The 19728-nt window shown below is 43.5% G+C and carries 20 protein-coding genes and 3 pseudogenes; 11 read left to right on the forward strand and 12 right to left on the reverse strand.

The genetic code is table 11. The features are described 5' to 3' along the window. The first annotated feature begins 17 nt into the window (after positions 1-17). Positions 18-206, forward strand: a complete 189-nt coding sequence (locus tag M654_RS11670; protein WP_026587079.1) for a hypothetical protein — start codon at positions 18-20, stop codon at positions 204-206. Positions 207-392: 186 nt separating this feature from the next. Here the strand turns inward: M654_RS11670 and M654_RS11675 are convergent, their stop codons facing one another. From M654_RS11675 to M654_RS11700, 7 genes and pseudogenes are all read right to left on the reverse strand, one after another. After that, the gene (locus tag M654_RS11675) at positions 393-605 is read right to left on the reverse strand and encodes a hypothetical protein (RefSeq protein ID WP_026587080.1); all 213 of its coding nucleotides are present in this window, start codon (positions 603-605) and stop codon (positions 393-395) included. 538 nt (positions 606-1143) lie between these two features. After that, positions 1144-1470, reverse strand: coding sequence for a hypothetical protein (locus M654_RS11680; RefSeq protein WP_026587081.1), 327 nt, complete (start codon positions 1468-1470; stop codon positions 1144-1146). Positions 1471-1490: 20 nt separating this feature from the next. Then, positions 1491-2042: an EndoU domain-containing protein gene (locus tag M654_RS23900; RefSeq protein WP_236251232.1), complete on the reverse strand. Its 552-nt coding sequence runs from the start codon at positions 2040-2042 to the stop codon at positions 1491-1493. Positions 2043-2173: 131 nt separating this feature from the next. Beyond that, a pseudogene (locus M654_RS23905) lies at positions 2174-2497 on the reverse strand (polyprenyl synthetase family protein); the annotation flags it as partial. Between the two features lie 86 nt (positions 2498-2583). After that, a pseudogene (locus M654_RS23565) lies at positions 2584-3280 on the reverse strand (ribonuclease YeeF family protein); the annotation flags it as partial. A gap of 421 nt (positions 3281-3701) precedes the next feature. Continuing rightward, positions 3702-3830, reverse strand: coding sequence for a hypothetical protein (locus M654_RS24120; RefSeq protein ID WP_256860404.1), 129 nt, complete (start codon positions 3828-3830; stop codon positions 3702-3704). Then, the gene (locus M654_RS11700; protein ID WP_026587082.1) at positions 3830-4960 is read right to left on the reverse strand and encodes a Rap family tetratricopeptide repeat protein; all 1131 of its coding nucleotides are present in this window, start codon (positions 4958-4960) and stop codon (positions 3830-3832) included. Before M654_RS11700 ends, M654_RS24120 begins: the two co-directional genes overlap by 1 nt. Before the next feature lie 337 nt (positions 4961-5297). Between M654_RS11700 and M654_RS11705 the strand changes: the two genes are divergently transcribed. The 7 genes from M654_RS11705 (at position 5298) to M654_RS11735 (ending at position 12054) form a co-directional block, all read left to right on the forward strand. Further along, complete coding sequence (locus M654_RS11705; protein ID WP_026587083.1) at positions 5298-6647, forward strand: amidohydrolase family protein; 1350 nt, start codon at positions 5298-5300, stop codon at positions 6645-6647. A 329-nt stretch (positions 6648-6976) separates the two neighbouring features. Beyond that, positions 6977-7237, forward strand: a complete 261-nt coding sequence (locus M654_RS11710; protein ID WP_026587084.1) for a CotD family spore coat protein — start codon at positions 6977-6979, stop codon at positions 7235-7237. Positions 7238-7597: 360 nt separating this feature from the next. After that, complete coding sequence (locus M654_RS11715) at positions 7598-8296, forward strand: YoaK family protein (protein ID WP_026587086.1); 699 nt, start codon at positions 7598-7600, stop codon at positions 8294-8296. A gap of 121 nt (positions 8297-8417) precedes the next feature. Further along, positions 8418-9887: a potassium/proton antiporter gene (locus tag M654_RS11720; protein ID WP_026587087.1), complete on the forward strand. Its 1470-nt coding sequence runs from the start codon at positions 8418-8420 to the stop codon at positions 9885-9887. Positions 9888-10086: 199 nt separating this feature from the next. After that, on the forward strand, positions 10087-10941 hold the full coding sequence (locus M654_RS11725; protein ID WP_026587088.1) for an alpha/beta fold hydrolase: 855 nt from the start codon (positions 10087-10089) through the stop codon (positions 10939-10941). A 179-nt stretch (positions 10942-11120) separates the two neighbouring features. Beyond that, positions 11121-11453, forward strand: coding sequence for a hypothetical protein (locus tag M654_RS11730; RefSeq protein WP_179115729.1), 333 nt, complete (start codon positions 11121-11123; stop codon positions 11451-11453). A 289-nt stretch (positions 11454-11742) separates the two neighbouring features. Next, entirely contained in the window at positions 11743-12054 is a 312-nt protein-coding gene (locus M654_RS11735; protein ID WP_026587089.1) for a YbjQ family protein, read from the forward strand. A gap of 52 nt (positions 12055-12106) precedes the next feature. Here M654_RS11735 and M654_RS11740 read toward each other — a convergent pair whose 3' ends face one another. After that, positions 12107-12736 (reverse strand): TVP38/TMEM64 family protein, encoded by a 630-nt coding sequence (locus M654_RS11740; RefSeq protein ID WP_035428079.1) that lies wholly within the window; start codon positions 12734-12736, stop codon positions 12107-12109. Between the two features lie 37 nt (positions 12737-12773). After that, the gene (locus M654_RS11745; protein ID WP_236251123.1) at positions 12774-13787 is read right to left on the reverse strand and encodes a serine hydrolase domain-containing protein; all 1014 of its coding nucleotides are present in this window, start codon (positions 13785-13787) and stop codon (positions 12774-12776) included. Positions 13788-14245: 458 nt separating this feature from the next. On the opposite strand from M654_RS11745, the gene M654_RS11750 reads away from it, so the two are divergent. Further along, positions 14246-15436, forward strand: coding sequence for a macrolide family glycosyltransferase (locus M654_RS11750; RefSeq protein ID WP_026587092.1), 1191 nt, complete (start codon positions 14246-14248; stop codon positions 15434-15436). A 124-nt stretch (positions 15437-15560) separates the two neighbouring features. Further along, positions 15561-17141 (forward strand): APC family permease, encoded by a 1581-nt coding sequence (locus M654_RS11755; protein WP_026587093.1) that lies wholly within the window; start codon positions 15561-15563, stop codon positions 17139-17141. 46 nt (positions 17142-17187) lie between these two features. Here M654_RS11755 and M654_RS11760 read toward each other — a convergent pair whose 3' ends face one another. The 3 genes from M654_RS11760 to M654_RS11770 all read right to left on the reverse strand — a co-directional run bounded on the left by M654_RS11760 (position 17188) and on the right by M654_RS11770 (position 19037). Further along, positions 17188-17487, reverse strand: a complete 300-nt coding sequence (locus M654_RS11760) for a spore coat protein (RefSeq protein ID WP_026587094.1) — start codon at positions 17485-17487, stop codon at positions 17188-17190. Then, a complete protein-coding gene (locus tag M654_RS11765) occupies positions 17484-17684 on the reverse strand; it encodes a hypothetical protein (protein WP_026587095.1) in 201 nt (66 codons plus the stop codon). Before M654_RS11765 ends, M654_RS11760 begins: the two co-directional genes overlap by 4 nt. Positions 17685-17777: 93 nt before the next feature. Then, positions 17778-19037 carry a glycosyl hydrolase family 18 protein gene (locus tag M654_RS11770; protein ID WP_026587096.1) on the reverse strand — a complete coding sequence of 420 codons (1260 nt, stop codon included), beginning with the start codon at positions 19035-19037 and terminating at the stop codon, positions 17778-17780. A 150-nt stretch (positions 19038-19187) separates the two neighbouring features. On the opposite strand from M654_RS11770, the pseudogene M654_RS11775 reads away from it, so the two are divergent. Next, positions 19188-19709, forward strand: a pseudogene (locus M654_RS11775) (TetR/AcrR family transcriptional regulator). The last annotated feature ends 19 nt before the right edge of the window (positions 19710-19728 follow it).

Consider the following 19728-nt stretch of genomic DNA (forward strand, 5'->3'; position numbering starts at 1 on the left):
GCAAGAGGTGAAAGATTATGAAATTTGAAGTTGTTTTTTGGTTTGACAATGAAAATATTAGAACAGCTAAAGTAATGGCACAATCTGAGAAAGCACTTATAAAAGAATTGCAAGAATGTGAGCATTGGTATGAGTTTGAAGAGGGGAAGCGTATTGTAAATGTTAATATGCGACTTGTAACACAATTTGATGTGAAAAAAAGATAAAAGTGATTAAAAAGCATCCCCCGGGATGCTTTTTATATTCTCTGTAAAACGGGTTCAGTGAATCTCAGAATAGACGATCGGCGGCCAATGGCCTCTCGAGTTTGGGCTCGGTTTAGAAAGAATCTATAGGAGGGACAGACTTATAAAATCAAAAGCCATCCACACATAACAGTGGATGGCCCAATCTTACTTATATAATTTGTTACGTATTTCTTGAGGGAGGAACTCATGTAATTTTTGTGAGTCCTTTTGCAAGCAGTGAGCCAACGCATAATATTGGGCGTATATTCCAGGTATCTCCTCTTCCTCAAGGATATGAAACTGTTTTATATGCAACTGAGTCAGTTCCATAGCAACATCTAACCTGTTGCGTTGAATAGTGACTGGGTTATCAGACATTTTTATCACCTCCTAGTTAAATGATACCTTATTTGGAAGATGAAATGGTATATTTCTTAGATCAGTACAATAAATGTAATCCATTCTGTCGCACTTAATCTAGGCGGATTGATTGGGTGATGAATAAATCTTTAAAGTCCTGTAATGAGCCAAGCTGTCCGATTCTCACCCGGGAAGGTAAAGAAGCTGACTGTGCTGCGTTTTAATGCACAAGCGCAAAAGGGAATTGACGTATACAAACAAAAATAAACGCAAGCTCGAAAAGAACTGGAGACGGCCATGCTGCAGCTGCAGGAGGAAATGGAGATCCCCGCGAAGGCCGCACTCCCCTCAATTTTGAAAAATTCCCTAAATGAAATTTCGGAAGGAGGTGAGGGGATGGCCAGACCAAGATAACCGGTTAATTTGCTGTTGATGAAAGGCAAAAATACCTGACACAGCGAGAAGTCGGATTGAAGTAAATCGGAACTCAAGTTCTAATCAAAGGTTTTCTTTTTACATAAAAGAACCTCGACGGACAATCTATGGTCCATAGTAATCACTCTTTTGATATCTTCTCTCTCCAAATTAATAGCAACTTTTTAAATTCCTCGGTTTCTATTGTGTTTTTAAAGGGCGGTTCATATCTAAAAAAATGTTCAGCAATTGTCACATCTTTTTTCATGAAAACGCTAGTCGCATTTAGCTGAATTTCAAAATCCTCGTATGTCCCGTTCAAAACATTTTCAAGGTCCTCAAGATACTCGTCTGCTTCTTCCGGTGTCGGAATATCTTCAAGAAAATCTGAAAAAATATTAATTTCTTTTGGTAAACTGATTCGTAGATATCCGAACGGGTCTCTTTTAAAATCGTACAAATATTTCATTACCTTTCATCCTTTTAAACTTATTTTTTATATAAAGGATATGCCGTAGCGATTGAGCCATCTTTATTTAAATACATTTCAATTTCAATTCCTGATGAACTTTTGCCTATATATTTGTATATATCAACTTGTTTTTTAGATTGGTAAGCTTCATTAATGGCCTTTAATACATCAGCACGATTCCAATCTTTCGGGAAAAAGCTTGATTTGGCCTTTTTAGTAACACCATTAACTTCAACTTTTGCTCTATAAACACCATTTTTATCAGGCTTGGTTTCAGTCCCAGGAATAATCTTTCCGCCACCCATCATACTTTCATGATGATAACCTACAGCTTTTCCACGTTTATTTATTTCTCCATGATAAATGTGTTTCAAAGTGCCTGAATTGTATTTGCGGTCACCTTTGGTTAAATCAGAAACTTTCTTTGCAAACTGAATGAACTTTTCCTTTACCTTCTCGCCATTCAGCACATTATAATAAGGGACTTTCCCTACGCCCGCAAATTCAACTTGTGGTTCAAAAGGATTATGTATTTGTATCCCTTTTATTTTTGAAGCAACCCTATGCATCGACTTATTGAAATACGCTATACTTTTTTCTAAAGTTTCCTTCGAAACCTTAATCGTTTTGCTCGTTGCTTTTTTAGTAGCTGCCTTTACTTTAGATCCGACTTTTCCGGCTTTCGAGACTTTGTTTAATTTGTCATGGATTCCAGCGAACGGGCGAACAGATAATCGCCGGTATACATCGCAATCCGGTTATCCCACTTCGCTTTGATTGTCGGCTGTCCCCTTCTCAGCTCCGCATCATCGATGACATCGTCGTGGACGAGCGAAGCCATATGTATCAATTCCAATGAAACGGCGACATTTTTAATTTTGCTAATGTCGTATTCACCAAACATGCCGGAAAGCAGAACAATCAAACGATCAAAAAAGTAAAGTGTGTACATACCGATGCAATTAAGCATGCTTCTAACCGTGTATTTCTTTTCTAGCTTTTCTAACTCCTCTTCACTATACACTTTCTTAGAAACTTTTTGTGTCGCTAATTTTTTTGTTCGGTCAGGGTCGGCGAGAGTATTCATTTCAGTGTCTTCTTTGTCTCCGACTTTTTTCAACATAACACCCATCGCTGTTTCTTGATTTCCACTCAGGGTATCCATCTCATCCGGTTTTAAAATCGATCCTTTTTGATAGCCGGTGATTTCAATTTTAGGCCCTGTATACATTTTTTCAAGCCTAGTAATATATTTTTGCATCGTTTCAAGATCGTTTTCAGCGGTTTTAAAAGCGCTTGTCTGTTCGCGGTCAAATGTATGCAGCTTTTCAATCGTCTGATTGATCTCTTTCAACGCTTTTCGATTCTGTTCATGAAAATCATTGTCATTCAAGTCCGGCAGATCGGCAATATGACTGACTTTCGCGATCGTGGCGTTAGCTTTTGAAACCAAATGTTTCGTTGTTCGATCGGCCGTGTTCAAGCCTTGTTCCAGATCGTTTTCAAGAAAGGCTTGCGAAATATAACCATTGTGATTCGGTTCAAGCGATTTTAACGCATGTTTTAGTTTTTTCAATGCTGACTGATATTCGTCAATAAAGGATTCGTAGAATCTCAGGAAAGGGGTGTGGCATTCTTCGTAAAAGGCGCGGATCGCATCGCCCCCTTTTCCTTTTAAAGCATCGTCAAGCGATGTGATGCCATCAACGCTTTTTTTGAGGTTTGTGATTTCATCTGATTGTTTTTTTAATTGTTCCAGCGTTTCATCAATTCCATCGTGCAACGCCTGAACGTCCAAGGTCTTCATGGCATTCTCCTCTAATACGAAAGTGACATAACAGTAAAGAGTTTACCACTTTATAGAAAGAAATTGGTGAATAAATCCTGTCTATCCATGAAAATGAATCATTTGATTTAGGTTTTTATGCCTATGTGATTCTTAGGAAGAAAGAGTTGAATTTTTCCCATAGGGATGGAGAGGGAATGGGATGAGGGCAATCAATTACCATTCATTCAAATAGGTATGCTTGTAGAAAGCAGTTGATCAGCGTTGTACGGAAGCGGAGCTGCATATTCATTCGGATGTTGGAAGCTGTAGGGAGGAAGTGCTGAGTGAACAATTTGCTGAAGGGCACATTAAAGTTTTACCGATATAGAAAAAGTTCTCTATATGAGACTTATGGAAAACAAAAGAAGCAGGCTCTTGTGAACCTGCTCCTTTGTAAGCGTTAAATATTGATTGCTTTTTCCGCAATTTTCATCGTTCCAGACTCGTATTTAGAGTATGCTGCATCTACACTTAGGAAACCTGCAAAAAGCAATCCGATTACTGTGGAACTGACAATAAATTTTTTCATTACAACGCCTCCGTTACTTTAAATTTTTTTGTTTGGGCAGTTATTGCCCTCTTTAAGAATTTCCTTCCTTCTGCAAAATTTCCTTTTTCAAAATGATAATCTCCCAATATTTCAGTCAATTCTGCATATTCTGACCACAAACGTTTCTTTTCAAGATAGTGAAGACTTTGTTCAACATCTTTATGATCATACTCTTCATAAATTGAATAAATGATTTTTAATTTGGATTTGTATTCTTCCTCATGACATTTTAACGCCCGATGTAAAGCGATATAATAAAATGATCTTGCTTCTTCTGATTTGTCAGTTTGATATAGAACTCTTGAAAGCATGTATTGTGATCTAATACCGTAAATCGTATCGGCATGTTCTTTCATATCAAGTGCTTTTCTGAAAAGCGACTCGGCTTTATTTAATTGCTGCTCTCTTTCAGATACAAGACCTAAATTATGATATATGACACCAATAATCCTTTTTATGTTTTTCTCATTGAGTTGTTCAGCTAGGCTTAAGGCTTCCCGGTAATAAGATTCGGCCTCAGTTAAGCGGTTCATATCATACATATTGGCTCCGAACATCATATTGCATCCAATGGTCTTCACTTTATAAAAGCTATTGCTCTCAAATAATCTTTTAGCTATTGTCAGATGGTTTAAAGAAACATAGTATTGATTGATTTGGTAATAAGCATCCGCTAACTTGTAATGGAATTCGGCTTTTTCCATTTCATCGGTAACCACACTTAACTCTTTTTCAGCTTTGCGGTAATAATGAATAGCCTCGACGTATCCCTTTTGGTTAAATTCATACATCCCACGAAAAAACAATGAATAATACTTCAGAAGGCCGGTAAGTTTCCTTTGAGGGCTCTCGATTTTCTCCAGAAGATCTGGAATGGTTGGACGTTTTTTCTGTTTTTCTGACGGTTTTAAAGAATCCAGCATCAACTGGTGACGAAAACACATAAGAGAATAATAGACAAGTAAATATTGATCCTCTTCCATCTGTTCGATTTCCCGTTCAACTTCCGCTTTCAAAATTTCTGCATCAGGCACGCTAAATTGGCGGATCATGTTATACCATTCATTGATTTTAACCCCGACCGCAGCTGACGAGATCTTTTGACTCAAGTCCATAACCCCTTCCCAGGTGATTTCTTTTTCTTTTATTTTACAAAATAGATTATTTTTTACAATTATTTCGAGTCAACAGCCGTTTGTTCTTTCCTGCATTCGGGTGTTTTGATCTAGAGAATATGAATCGCTTTCATAAATAAGCAGGATTTATTAACCGACTTTCCTCATTACTTTAGTCGTGAAATTTGTCGAATTGAGTTTTTACAAACCTTATCAATAGAATCCCAGGCAATTTTATTCTACAATGGTTTTGAAGATGGAAAATGTTACTGGTTATGAGAATGTGTGCAATGATTGATTTGGTTCTAATCCTTATGAAAGGAGAATTATCATGCAAAAAACGCTTTTTCGAGGAGCTGTGATCGTCACTCTTGACCCGAGCCTGAACAATATTGAAAAAGGGGACATGCTGATTGAGGGTTCAACGATTGTGGATGTTGGGAGGTCGATCGAAGCTTCGGACGCTCTCGTTGTGGATGCCGAAAATATGGTGATCATGCCGGGGTTTGTCGATACGCACCGTCATGTATGGGAGTCCGTGATCCGGGGGATCGGTGCGGATTGGTCGCTGCAAACGTATTTGAACCGGATTTATTATGGGAATTACGGCGCGATGCTGAGGCCCGAGGATAGTTGGATTGCCAATTATTTAGGAGCGCTCGAGGCGCTCGATGCAGGCGTGACGACATTGTTGGATTGGACGATGATCGAATCGCCCGATCATACGGATCAGCTGATTGCCGGTCTGCAGGATGCAGGAATCCGCGGGGTGTTTGCTTTTGGAACATCAGGCGATGCCGCTTATTGGAACAGAGAAAGCGAACTTTCCAATATGGAGGAAGCCAGAAGGGTCAAAAAAGCCTATTTTCAGTCAGATGATCAGCTTCTCTCGATGGGGCTTGCGATTCGCGGTCCTGAGTTTTCATCATGGGATACGTCTGTCTTTGAAATCAACACAGCCCGAGAGCTCGATGCTTTGTGCAGCATGCATATTGCGTTTGGCAATTGGGGAGCGCAAGACCGTTCAATTGAAAAGCTTCACCAAGCAGGTCTGCTCGGTCCCGATTTGAACATGGTGCATGTCAATGCGATCAGCGGGGAAGAAATGAAAATGCTGGCGGCGCATGGAAGCTCGATTTCTGTGACGCCGGAAATTGAGATGATGATGGGGCATGGTTATCCGGTCACAGGGCTTGCCCTCGAACAAGGGGTCTGCCCAACGCTTGGCGTTGATGTTGTCACATCAACGGGCGGCGACCTTTTCGCACAAATGAAATTCGCCCTTCAGGCAGAGCGTGCCAAACAGAATGAAGCACAGCTCGAAAAAGGGATCATGCCGGGGCCGGAACTAGGGATTTCCGCCGAACAAATCCTTAAAGCAGCTACGATTGACGGCGCGCGGGCGTTAAAGCTGGATCATAAAATCGGTTCACTGACACCTGGCAAGGAAGCTGATTTTATCATGGTCAAATCGGACAGCCTCAATTTGCTGCCCTTGACTGATCCGGTTGGAGCCATCGTTCAGTGCACTCATCCCGGTAATGTAGACTCCGTTTATGTGGCCGGAAAAGCGCTGAAGCGAAATGGAACATTGGTTGATGTTAATCTTGATGATATAAGAAAGAAAGCGGTTAAAGCAAGAGATCATATCTTATCGCGCTCTCCGGAAACCGCTTTTTAAGCGGCCGTCCTTCAAGCTATTTAGCTTGAAGGCTTTTTTTATTTTGCCGCCTTTCTTGTTGTTGTGGAGTAAGTGTAAAAGCTGCGGATGGTTATGCAGCCGGCGTTCTCAAAATTCCCATGAGCACTTCATCATGCAGTGTTTCTTTATTCAATCTAAAAATAAGTTCATGAAATAGACTGTCTTGGGAATTCGGTAAGGCTAAAGCCAAGGCAAGGTAGCCCAATGAGAAAAATAGGACGAAGGATAGGTTTTTATTGCAGTCATACTATCAGTGGTCATCATAGTTTAATAGAGAGAACGAGAAGACGAAGGAAGGGGGTTTATCCATGGATCGTTGTTGCAAATCATATGAAGAGAAGCCGCATGTTTACCCTACAAACTATTGTGAGGACCATCGCTGCAAAAAAACCATCGTTCCCCATATTCATCCGCAGCATACAAGAAAAGTAGATCATCACAAATATGAGCATGTTCATTACTATCCGCACACTTATTCTTATGATAAGAAGGTTTCGCATGACCATTATTACTGCGGAAAGCCATGCAGAGGATATGATAAACATTCTGACTACGGAAAGTGCTATTAGTAAGGAGAATGATCTCTGACCAAAAACAGACCATAAAAGTCCGCTCGGACCTTTATGGTCTGTTTTATTTTTGACAGGGCGAAAACTTCGGGGTTCTTCATTGTCCGACGGAGAAAAATAAATCGAAAATCCCGTTTCCAAGGGGTTTTTGGAGGTGTGTATCATAAACATTTGCTGTGTTTATGATACAATTGAAAAAGGAGGGGACATCGTTTGATTGAAGCGGATTTTTTCTGGCAAAGGACATCATACATATGAGAAGAGGAGATCCTGCTGTCCCCATTTGTTTTAACATGATACCGGATGGAAATGTGCTGCAATTCCTCCGGATTTATGTAGCAAGAAAGGATTTGAATCACATTGAAAGCTGCTCAATATCGAAACATCATGCTTTTGCTTTTATGTCTGACAGCTGGCATTGTGGATGTGATAGGGTATTTAAGCATCGGTCACGTGTTTACCGCCAATATGACCGGAAACATTGTCCTTTTAGGATTGGCCATCGGCAGCTCCCTCCGCAAGACCGTTCTGTATTCACTGACCGCACTGCTGGGGTTTGTCATCGGAGTGGTCATCGCATCATTCATCGTCGGAAAACAGGAAAAATCATTCTGGCCTCCCGGCGTCACCGTCACGCTTGCTGTTGAAGCATTCATTTTACTATTGTTTGCCTTCCTGTCTTTGTTTGAATGTTCAGCACACCTTATGATCATTCTGCTCAGTATGGCGATGGGCCTTCAGACAACCGCAGCAAGAAAGCTCGCGATCGCAGGTATTTCCACGACCGTTTTGACCGGCACGCTCGCCAATTTTTTCGAAGATGTCACCAAACGGATCCTCAGCATCAACACCAAAACAATTCTTCACACAGATGCGCTTCTCCGCGCCTTAACGATCGTGTTATATTGCCTCGGCGCCGTGATCGCCGCAGTGGCCGAACCGGTATACCCGTTCGCTGTGATCTGGCTTCCCATTGTGATGATCATCGGGATCATCATTTTTGCCGCCGCACGGTTTCACAAGACAAATGAAAAAGCTGAGACCAGACGCACGGACTAACTAACGTCATCCGTTTGCCGTGACGTTGTGCGGGTAAAACACGGGTGAGGGTTTTGCTGATCGAGGGGGACCAGATTTACATTGCAAAGCATATTGTCATTCCTGGGAGGAGGATATATGGTTGGAACATATGAATATTGAACAATTTGTTTTACTTGCGGCATTGTTGCTCATCATCGGAGTATTGACGACAAAGTTTTCCACGCGGTTGGGGGTGCCCGCTCTTGTACTGTTCCTTATTGTCGGAATGATTATGGGAAGCGACGGGCTTGGCATCATTTATTTTGATAATCCCGGGCTTGCTCAATTGATCGGGATCATCGCTCTGGTGGTCATTCTTTTTGAAGGCGGGCTGCAGACAAAATGGTCATCCGTTAAGTCGGTGGCTGCTCCTTCATTATCGCTCGCAACCATCGGCGTGCTGCTCACAACGATCGTGATTGCCGTCGCCGCCAAACTCATATTTGATGTATCCTGGATGGAAGGGTTTTTGTTCGGGGCCATTGTCGGTTCAACAGATGCGGCTGCCATTTTCGCCGTCTTAAAAGGGCAGAACATCCACGACAGGCTTAGTGCCACACTTGAGGCGGAATCGGGTACGAACGACCCGATGGCGATGTTTTTAACCTTATCCTTGATAGAATTGATGACGTCCAACGGCTCAAGCTATTTATTGCTGATCGGTTCGTTTTTTTGGCAGATGGGAATCGGACTTTTGCTGGGGTATCTTTTAGGTCGCATTGCCAGCTTTGCGATCAATACCATCAATTTAGATTCAAGCGGCCTTTATCCGATCTTTACCCTTGCGTTTGCACTTCTGACCTATAGTCTGACCGATTTAATCGGAGCGAGCGGATTGCTTGCCGTTTATATTGCGGCCCTTGTCATCGGGAATCAGGATTTAACATACCGTCACTCGATCTTCAGGTTTAATGAAGGATTTGCGTGGATGATGCAGATTCTGATGTTTATCATTCTTGGGCTCTTGGTGTTCCCTTCGCAATTTTTATCCTTTGACATTATTTTTAAAGGGTTTCTGCTCTCTCTCATTTTAATCTTCGTTGCCCGTCCTGTTGCTGTATTTTTATCGGCCGTCAAAATGGGATTTCATTTTAATGAAAAGATCTTTTTATCTTGGGCGGGGTTGAAAGGGGCTGTTCCGATCGTACTGGCTACGTTTCCGATGACGATGGGGCTGGAAAACAGCCAGCTATTCTTTAATGTCGTCTTTTTTGTCGTGTTGACATCCGCTTTAATCCAAGGTTCAACCATCGCTTTTGTCGCGGAAAAGTTAGGGTTGAACGGTCCGAAGAAAGTGGAAGCTCCCCATTCTTTAGAGCTTGTATCCATCGGGAAGGCAAATGCGGAAATGATTGAATTTGAAGTTGATGATGACAACGTCATCAGGGGGCAGGCATTGAAAGAGATCAGTTTTCCGAAAGGCGCCCTCATCAATGCGATTATCCGGGACGGCGATTTAGTCACGCCGCACGGAGAAACGAAAATTCAATCAGGAGATATTCTTTATATTCTCGTCTCAAAGAAAAGGAAAAAAGAACTGAAAAAATACTTGAACAGGGAATTTGAATAATCTCTGAGCCGTCGATTGCTCAGAACATCACTTATACCAGCAGCGGCCAATTAAGTTATGCTTAATTGGTCTTTTTTTCTGAGATTCGGATACACAGAGGAAAGGCTTGTATGCGTCCTCCTTTTAGGGGCATCCCGATGAAACCAATTCAAAACGAAAACCGTATAACATAAAAAGCTTCCTGAGAGGATGACAAGACATGGATAGAACAATCGACATCTTTGAAATTGACGGAATGACAATTGAGTATTCGCTTCTAGGTAAAGGCGCACCGATTCTTGTCATGCACGGCGGACATTCGAATTGTCAGGAAGAGTTTGGCTATCAAAGCCTCTATGAAAATGGATTTTCAATTATTACGCCTTCCCGCGCCGGATATGGCGGGACATCCAAAGAAATCGGGGAGACTTTGGAGCGTGCCTGTTATTACTATATGAAACTGCTTGATGAACTAAAGATTGAAAAGGTTCATGTGCTGGCAATGTCAGCTGGCGGCCCGAGCGCCATTTACTTTGCAGCAGCATATCCAGACAGGGTGGAATCTTTGATTTTGCAAAGTGCGGTCACAAAGCAGTGGCTGACACCGGATGATCTTGAATATAAAATTGGAAATCTTATGTTTCGCCCGCCTGTTGAAAAGACTGTATGGAAACTTATTTCAGCGCTGAATAACCGATTTCCGCAGATGGTCTTTAAGAAAATGATGTCTTCCTTCACAACGCTTACTGCCGATGAGGCAATGCTGAAAATACAAGAGGGAGATATCGAAGAAATGAGAAAAATGAACAACAGACAGCGCTCAGGACACGGGTTTCTAATCGATTTAAAAAACATGAACGACTTATCCGTTCACCACTTAAAAACGGTGTCTTGTCCGGTGTTAATCATGCATTGTCAGTATGATCGGCTCGTCTCGAATCAGCATGCGTATCACGCGCAGGAGCATATCCCTTCATCAGAGCTGTATGAGGTCGATGCATGGGGGCATTTAATTTGGCTTGGAAAAGGAGCCGAGACCGTATCGCGCAAGGTCATCACCTTTTTGCAGCGTTAAAAAGCATGGGAGTCTATTTTTACAAAAGTGTTAGAAAAAGATGTAGATTATATTAACATTTCTAAAGAACACCTAGATATGATTTACAATGTCAACCCTCGGCGTTATATTATGGTTGAGAGAATCCGCCGGTTCTTTAGGAATTTGGACAAGGTGTGACGAGGAGGACATTCAAGTTCGTGAAATGTTTGCCGGTCACAGCCGTGTTGTCGGGACTGCTTCTAACAACACCATTCACTTTGACGATCACCGGTTTTGCCGATGATAAAAGTTCCGTACTTGAAGTGAATATAGATGGAAGTTCAGACCGGTTTGGGCAATATAAAACGGCAGGCCCACATTACGTATCAGCTTCATTAACCTCTCCAAGCGGAAAAAACTTCGCTTTGGAAGCGCACGATGTGACCCCGGAAACGGAAACAACAGTCGTGATACAGGTGAAGGATCGTGGACCGGGGAAAACGGATTCGATTGGCGCGGCTGCGGTTCTGCCGGGGGAAAGTGTATGTTAGGTTTACATCGCATGACGGTGACTGCAGCACAACAAGCCATTATGATTTTACCTATACGGTTCAGTCGTGTCGTGCAGCTGCACGCGTCACCAGCAACCTCTTGAAGAATAGCGCAGAAGGCTTCCGGCATACAATAAAAGAGAATGTGGTTTGATTCGTCGGTGCCCGCTTTTGGGAAAATATTAAATAAGACTTAACATGTAAGCGATCCGGCCGATAAGATTTATAGATGAATGCGCGAAAAAAGAAATAAGGCAGCTGGCAGGCTGACGAACAGGAGGAAAGGATCATGCTCATCGCCACAACAGATACAGTCGCGAATCAAAACATTCGCGAAGTCAAGGGGATCGTCACCGCAAGCATCGTTCAGTCGAGGAATATCGGAAAAGACATTCTTTCCGGATTGAAGTCGGTGATTGGCGGAGAATTAAAAAATTATACGCAAATGCTCGAAGACTCGAAAAAAGCCGTCATCGAGCGTTTAATTGAACAAGCTGAAGAGAAGGGGGCAAACGCGATCGTCGGCTTGAGATTTGAACTGTCGGCTGGTCAGGGCACTTCTGAATTAATCGGCTACGGCACTGCCGCCGTCATCGATTAACAGCTTTTTGCAGCGTGCGGCCGCTTGTGGATCTGCGGCCGCCTTCAACATGCTAAGGCGTTTTCTCCTGCTGCTTTGTTTTCTTCTGTTTGCTGATAAGGTGAGGATATTTTTTATAGATCACCATGACGATGATCAGCATGTATACGCCATAGATGCCGAACGCGATCAGCTTATGCTCGGTGAAATTGGCGCCGGCAATGGAGATAACGAGAACATTCGGAATTTTTCCGAGCGTTGAAGCCGCGAAAAAGACCGTCCATTTGATTTTGCTGAGACCGCAGACAATGTTCATGACAACGGAAGGCACAACGGGTAGGAGCCTGCCCAACAGCACGGCGGTGAAAGCGTTGCGGTTGAAATAGGCTTCATACTCATTGATTCTCGGATATTTCGCTATCTTTGAAACCGCCCAATCCCTGAAGCCGTAGCGAGCTAGAAAAAACAAGAGCATCGTGCCAAGCATTGAACCGGACAGTGTAATCAAGACGCCGTTTCCGATTCCAAATAAAGCGCCGTTCAGCCCGGCGATAAGTGCAAATGGAACGACCGGGAAAAAGACGCAGGCTGCCACAAGCAGGGTGCTGAACAAAACGGAATAAACGCCGCCCGCTTTGATCAATTCAAGCCAGGCATCTTTGTGTGTCAAACCGATTGCAATGATGATCATGACCGCGATCATAGTGAATAGCTTTTTGATCTTGTCCGCCGCCTTTCGTTTACATCGTTAACAAAGCCTGTTCTAATTCAGCCAGGATTTCGTCTGTTTTTGATAGATTGCAGTTGCTGAGCATGATGAGGACCTTCTTTTGATCCATGTATCGGTTGATTGAGCTGAAAAAGCCGTGAATCTCGCCATCATGCCATATTTTATACTTGTTTTCTTTATTAATAAACCATCCGTATCCGATCGAATTGTTTTGAACAAGAGCCGGAGAAGGGCCCTCTGTTGGAAATGCAGGCTTTTTAACACAGCTGTAAAGCGCTTCTTTCAGTGCGGTTTTTGAGACCAGCTTTTCGGTGTAAAGCGCCCTGTCCCATAAATACAGGTCCTCAACGGTTGAGTAGAGTCCGCTTTCTCCATAGCCGTAAACAGTCGGCGCCTTGATCATTTCCCGATTGATGTTTAAATATCCGATCGTTGGGGAAATATCTGCCGGTGAAGTGAAAAAGCCGGAGTTTTTCATGCCTAAAGGTTCAAATATCAACTGTTGAATGACGTTTGCGTAAGTATCACCCATGACCTCTTCAATGATTTTGGCGAGCAGTATGTACCCGGAATTGCTATAGTTGAATCTTTGTCCCGGTTTGAATTCGAGCGGCTTATCAATAAAACGGGATATGTATTCGTCAAGCGGTGCCAGCTCCAATTCCACATCAAGCAATTCGTCCTCTAAAAAATCCGGAATTCCTGACGTATGGCTTAATAAATGCTTGATGGTGATCTTGTCCCCATTTGGATAGCCGTTTACATAGTGTTGAACGGGATCGGCTGTAGAGAGCAGTCCTTTTTCATGGAGCTGCATGACCGCTATCGCTGTAAACTGCTTTGTCAAAGAAGCGATTTGATACCGCGAATCCGATTCGTTTTTTATTTTATCCTTGCAGTCGGAAAACCCGTATCCTTTCGATAAAATCACTCCATGTCGATCCGCCAGCAGAATGCTGCCGTGGAAATGATTTTTTGCTGCCTGTTCCATTAGATAATCATCAAGATGTTCAGTTGTATACACCAATTAAACCAGTCCTCTCATCATATTGTGGAATGAACGTGCCGGACTTATATGTTGCACGCGACGTGACAAAATAACATTATAAAAATTTTCTTTTGTTTTCCATCATTCACAATATAATTTAAACTAAATTTAAAATAAGGCAAATTTTTGACATCGGAAAAATCAGCTGTTTTTCCGGTGTTTTTTTGATATAGAAAACGATTGGCAGATAGACTCGGGATCATAAAATGAGAAAAAGGTCGAGGTTGATCTTCAAGATGGGGCTAAAGGTCTCGATTCGGCTGTGAAGAAAAGGACTATATTAGTATTTTTCAATTTTACTTTAATTTTGAAGGGTTTTTCCTTTATGATCTATAATATATTCTTTACCATATATGAAAGATGATGTCTGAACATAAGACGGCTATGCTATACGGCAATGTTCTTTTAAAAAAATAATGGGAGGTTTTTAGAAAATGGAACAAAGACATATCGCCATCTTTAATATACCGGCTCACGGGCATATCAACCCTACGCTCGCTTTAACAGCAAATCTCGTCAAACGCGGCTACAGAGTCACATATCCGGTGACAGATGAATTTGTGGAAGCGATTGAAGAAACAGGTGCCAAACCGCTCCGCTACCGTTCAACCTTAAATATGGATCCCCGCCAAATAAGGGAAATGATGAAAACCAAGGATATGTCCGAAGGTCCGCTGATGTTCAAGAAAGAGGTTGAAGAGGTGCTTCCTCAGCTTGAAGCGATTTATGAGCATGACAAGCCCGACCTCATCATTTTTGACTTTATGGCGATGACGGGGAAAATATTAGCGGAAAAGCTTGGCATAAAAGCGGTTCGGCTTTGCTCGACATATGCGCAAAACGACCATTTTCAATTCAGCTATCTTTCCAGGGAAAAGTATCAGGCTGAGCTGACGGATGAGCAAAAAGAGGCTTTGAAAAATTCGAATCTTCCGTCATTTTTTGAGGAGGTATTCAAGCCGGCCGATCTGAACATCGTCTTTATGCCGCGCGCTTTCCAGCCCTATGGGGATACTTTTGATGAACGGTTCTGTTTTGTCGGACCTTCTCTGAGCAAACGCAAGTTTCAGGAAAAAGAAAGCACGGCGCTTTTGCATGGCGATGACCGTCCCGTCATGCTGATTTCTTTAGGAACGGCATTCAACGCCTGGCCGGAGTTCTATCAAATGTGCATTGATGCTTTCGGCGGTTCAAAATGGCGCGTCATCATGGCGGTGGGCACCACGATTGATCCTGAAAGCTTTGCGGACATACCGGAAAATTTTTCAATTCATCAGCGTGTTCCACAGCTTGAAATCCTTAAAAAAGCCAGTCTGTTCATCACCCACGGAGGCATGAACAGCACGATGGAAGGACTGAATGCAGGTGTTCCTTTGATCGTCATTCCGCAAATGGCTGAACAGGAAATGACAGCAGAGCGCGTTAATGAGCTTGGTCTTGGAATACACCTGAAGCCTGAAGAAACAACTGTTGCTATATTACAGGAAGCCGTTTCACAAGTTGATGGAGATGCGGAGCTGATGAAACGGGTTCAAGATATGCAAAAAAACATCAAAGAAGCAGGAGGCGCGGAAAAAGCCGCCGATGAAATTGAGGCGTTTCTGGCGCCGGCCGCTGTAAAATAATTGTGACGCTCGGGGGACCGCAAATGTTTCCCGGGCTCTTTCGCCGTTACAGACTCATAAGGATGGCATGTTTTGAACATACTACCTTCTATTCACGGGACTTTTTAGACTAGGAGGTAGTGTAATGGCTAAACAGGGCAATTTCAAAAAGACGATTTCTCTGTTGGATCTGATTTTGATCGGGATGGGCGCGATATTTGGGTCAGCGTGGTTATTTGCCGTCAGCAATGTCGCTTCAAAAGCCGGTCCCGCGGGAAGCTTTTCCTGGGTAATCGGAGGGATCATCATCCTTTTAATCGGGCTTGTGTATGCCGAGCTCGGCGCCGCTTTGCCGCGAACGGGAGGAATCATCCGCTATCCGGTGTATACGCACGGCCATCTTGTCGGCTATATCATCTCATTTATTACGATCGTCGCCTACACGAGTCTGATTTCAATCGAAGTGACGGCGGTCCGGCAATATGTGGCGTATTGGTTTCCCGGCTTGACAATAGAAGGATCAGAATCACCGACTATCATCGGCTGGCTTTTGCAGTTTGCTTTATTATGCTTATTCTTTCTGTTGAATTTTTGGAGTGTGAAGGCATTCGCCAAGTCCAATTTGATCATTTCCGTTTTTAAATACTTTGTGCCGCTGACCATTATTGTCGCTCTCATGTTTCATTTTAAAGGAGTCAACTTTACGACAGCGGAATTTTCACCGTTTGGTTTTGGCGGTGTGCAGGCATCGATTTCGACAGGCGGGGTCATGTTTGCCTATCTTGGACTTCACCCGATCGTTTCGGTTGCCGGGGAAGTCAGGAATCCGCAGCGGAATATTCCGATTGCCCTGATCATATGCATCATTGTTTCAGCATGTATTTATACGATTCTGCAAGTGCTGTTCATCGGCGCGATTCCGACAAACATGCTTGCTGACGGCTGGAAAGCGATCGGCCGCGAATTTTCTCTTCCGTTTAAAGATATCGCCGTTTTGCTCGGCATGGGATGGCTTGCAACATTGGTTGTACTTGACGCGATTTTATCCCCGGGCGGAAACGGAAATATTTTTATGAATACGACTTCCCGCCTTGTGTATGCATGGGCGCGGAACGGCACATTGTTTCGTGTGTTTTCAAAGGTCGATAAGCCGACTGGCATTCCCCGTCCGTCTTTATGGCTGTCATTCGGACTGGCTGTATTCTGGACGCTTCCATTTCCATCTTGGGATGCGCTTGTCAATGTCTGTTCGGTTGCCCTGATTCTTTCGTACGCGATTGCCCCGGTATCCGCAGCGGCCTTAGATCTCAATGCAAAACATTTGAAAAAACCGCTCCGCATCAAGGGAATGGCAGTGATAGCGCCGATCTCATTCATCTTCGCCTCATTCATCGTCTACTGGTCAGGCTGGAATACCGTCTCATGGCTGCTCGGCTCCCAGCTGGTCATGTTTGCGATTTACTGGGCCTGTCAAAAGTACGTTCCGAAGGACGATGTTCCATTCGCACAGCAGCTAAGGTCCGCATGGTGGATCGTCGGATACTATGTGATGCTTTTGATTTTGTCATACTTCGGGTCTTTCGGAAACGGGCTGGGCTTATTGGACACACCGCTTGATTTGATTGTAATCGCAATCGGTTCGCTCGGAATCTTTTACTGGGCGAAATATACGGCTCTGCCAAAAGCCGTGATTGACTATGACGAGAAAAAAGAACAAACGGTTTAAAATCATAAAAGAACCTGCCCTCAGGCGGCAGGTTCTTTTCATATCTCTACATTTGAGGAAGGTCTTTGGCCACTTCTGCGGCTTGTGTGTCAATTTGAATCTGTTTAGGTAAATTGCTTGGATTGTAATAGCCTTTGGAAATCATGTAATTGGTGATTTGCTCATGTGTTTCAATGGCATCGTTTAAATATTGCTTCAGTGTTTCCCGAACGTCAGGGGAAGAGGTTTCCGTAATGGCTGTTGCAATGTTTTTAACACCTGTTTTCGCTGTAATCAAAAAATCGGTGGCGATGACCTGCTCAGTCATAGCGCCCATTCCCGTCATATTTTGGATGAATTCATTCATAGAGATTCACCTCTCATCGACAAGAGTCCCTGCAAATGTTCAATCTGATGCTTTGTTTGTGATGCATCCCGTTCAAGGATATCCCGAAGCTCCTGATCCTTCACCAGTCCGGTCATGGTCGAAGATTTCGTCAGACAAAGATTTTTAAACATCAGAAGCTCATGGAGCTCCAATGTTTCATGAATCCCATTATTCAACATTCAACATCCCTTTCAGGTTTAGTTATCGTCAATTATTATCATGTTTTCTTGAAAGTTTATCCGATCCAATTTTTAACAATTAATCGAGGGTTACACCCTTCTGACGCGAAAGAATTTTGTCAGCAGCCACGGGCCTTGCGGAAAGCTGAGGGTTAACTGCCATACACCTCCGCCGTCAAGATCGAATTCGCGCATCAGCTGCATTTTTTTACCGATGCTTCGGGCGTCTTCAAACCAGACGATATGCTTTTTACCTTGTTCATCGGTATATTCAAAAAATGGGGATTCATATCGTTTGTCGTATTGGATCGGAGCCTGATGTTTCATGGCAAGCTGAACGGCATCTTGATTGGCGATTCCCGGGGAAACGGTTCCGGGCTGGTAAGGAAGCGTCCAATTATAACCGTAAAGCGGAAAACCGAGAATGATTTTTTGTTTCGGAACCTTGGTGAGGGCAAACTGGATCGTTTGCCGCACTTCGTCAATCGGGGCTACAGGTCCCGGCTCGCTCGCCCCGTGGTGCCAGTCATATGCCATGATAAACATGAGATCGCTGGCCGAACCGATACCTCCGTAATCATAGCCTTTTAACCAGGCGATATTCTCGTTTGTTTTTGGCGGAACAGCGACCGTCAGGACATAGCCGGCCGGCTGCAGGCGATTTTTTAATCGGCGCAGAAAACCCGAAAATAAATCTCGGTCTTCTTCCATAATTTGTTCAAAGTCAATATTGACGCCGGCATAGCCTTTTCTCGAAATCGTCGCGAAAATATTTTCAATGAGATTGTTTCTGGCCTCGGGCTGATTTAATACTTGATGAGCCAATGACGGGCTAAATCCCGTTTCCGTTAAATTGGTGACGGTCATGAGAGGAGGAACGCGGCGCCTCCATGCGGTTTGAACGGCCGGCGGATCGTTGAGGTCGCTTAATGATCCATCGCTTGAAAAATGGTATTCAAAAAACGCCAAATATGTTGTATAGGGTGCAAAATTGTTGATCAGCTCCCGGTCTAATTGTGGATTTCTTAATGTGTAATAGCCTAAACCTGTAATCGGCTTTTTCGGTATGTCGGGAATCGTTAATTTCATGCCGGGTCTCATATTTCCGGGTGTAACCGACCGGTTTGCTCTTTGCAGGCTTTCCGAGGATACAAATGCCTGGCGGGCGATCGAGTAAAAGCTGTCTCCGGGCTGAACGGTGTATGTAAACAGCGGAATCAGGAGAGCCTGTCCGGGAACGAGATTTGTCTCCGCCAGCCCGTTTGCTAATCGGATTTGATCGACCGCAATACCGAAGTTGGTCCCGATGACAAATAAAGAATCTCCAGGCTGAACCGTATAAATAAACAACTGTTACACTTCCTTTGCTCTTCTGGCTTTGACAGTGTGATCCTAATGCTTATGTCTATGACTTGCCCGGAAGGATCATGAGCCGATTTCCAAAATTGCACGACTAGGCTAAAAAAATTTATTCCTTCTATTAAAGGAGATGATGAGTGATTGGGGAGGTACAAAGAATTTGATGCAGCCCTTGTCCTCCATAAAGCGATGAAGGTATTCGGGCAATACGGCTATGAAGGAGCATCCCTTCAGGATCTGCTCAAAGCTACAGGAATTGCTCGGCAAAGTTTGTACACTGCTTTCGGCACTTGAAGACAAAAACGCCAAAGTCATCGTCCGCCTTGAAAGCCCTGGTTCGGTTAAGCAAGCACAGCTTAGATGCTTTGAAAGATTGTGACCGTTCAAAAGCGTGCTGCATCATCAACAGTGCGATTGAACATATCCCTCATGATCCGGATATTGCCGATTATTTTCATAAGCAGACAAGGGAGCTTGAATCGCTTTTTACAAAGCGCTCGTCAAGGTTGTGGCAGAGGGGGAGCTGAAGAATGAGCGGGATCTCCGGTCAACTGCCCGTTTTTTAACGCAAACGCGGCTGTCGCTGACTTTTAAGCCAAATTGACATCGGATTTCGCCATTTTGCAGGATATGATCGATGTCAGCCTGTCCGTGCTGGAGTGATCATTAGCCATTTTTTGGT

This window comes from Bacillus sp. NSP9.1, from assembly GCF_000465465.2.
GTDB classification, from domain to species: Bacteria; Bacillota; Bacilli; order Bacillales; family Bacillaceae; genus Bacillus; species Bacillus sonorensis_A.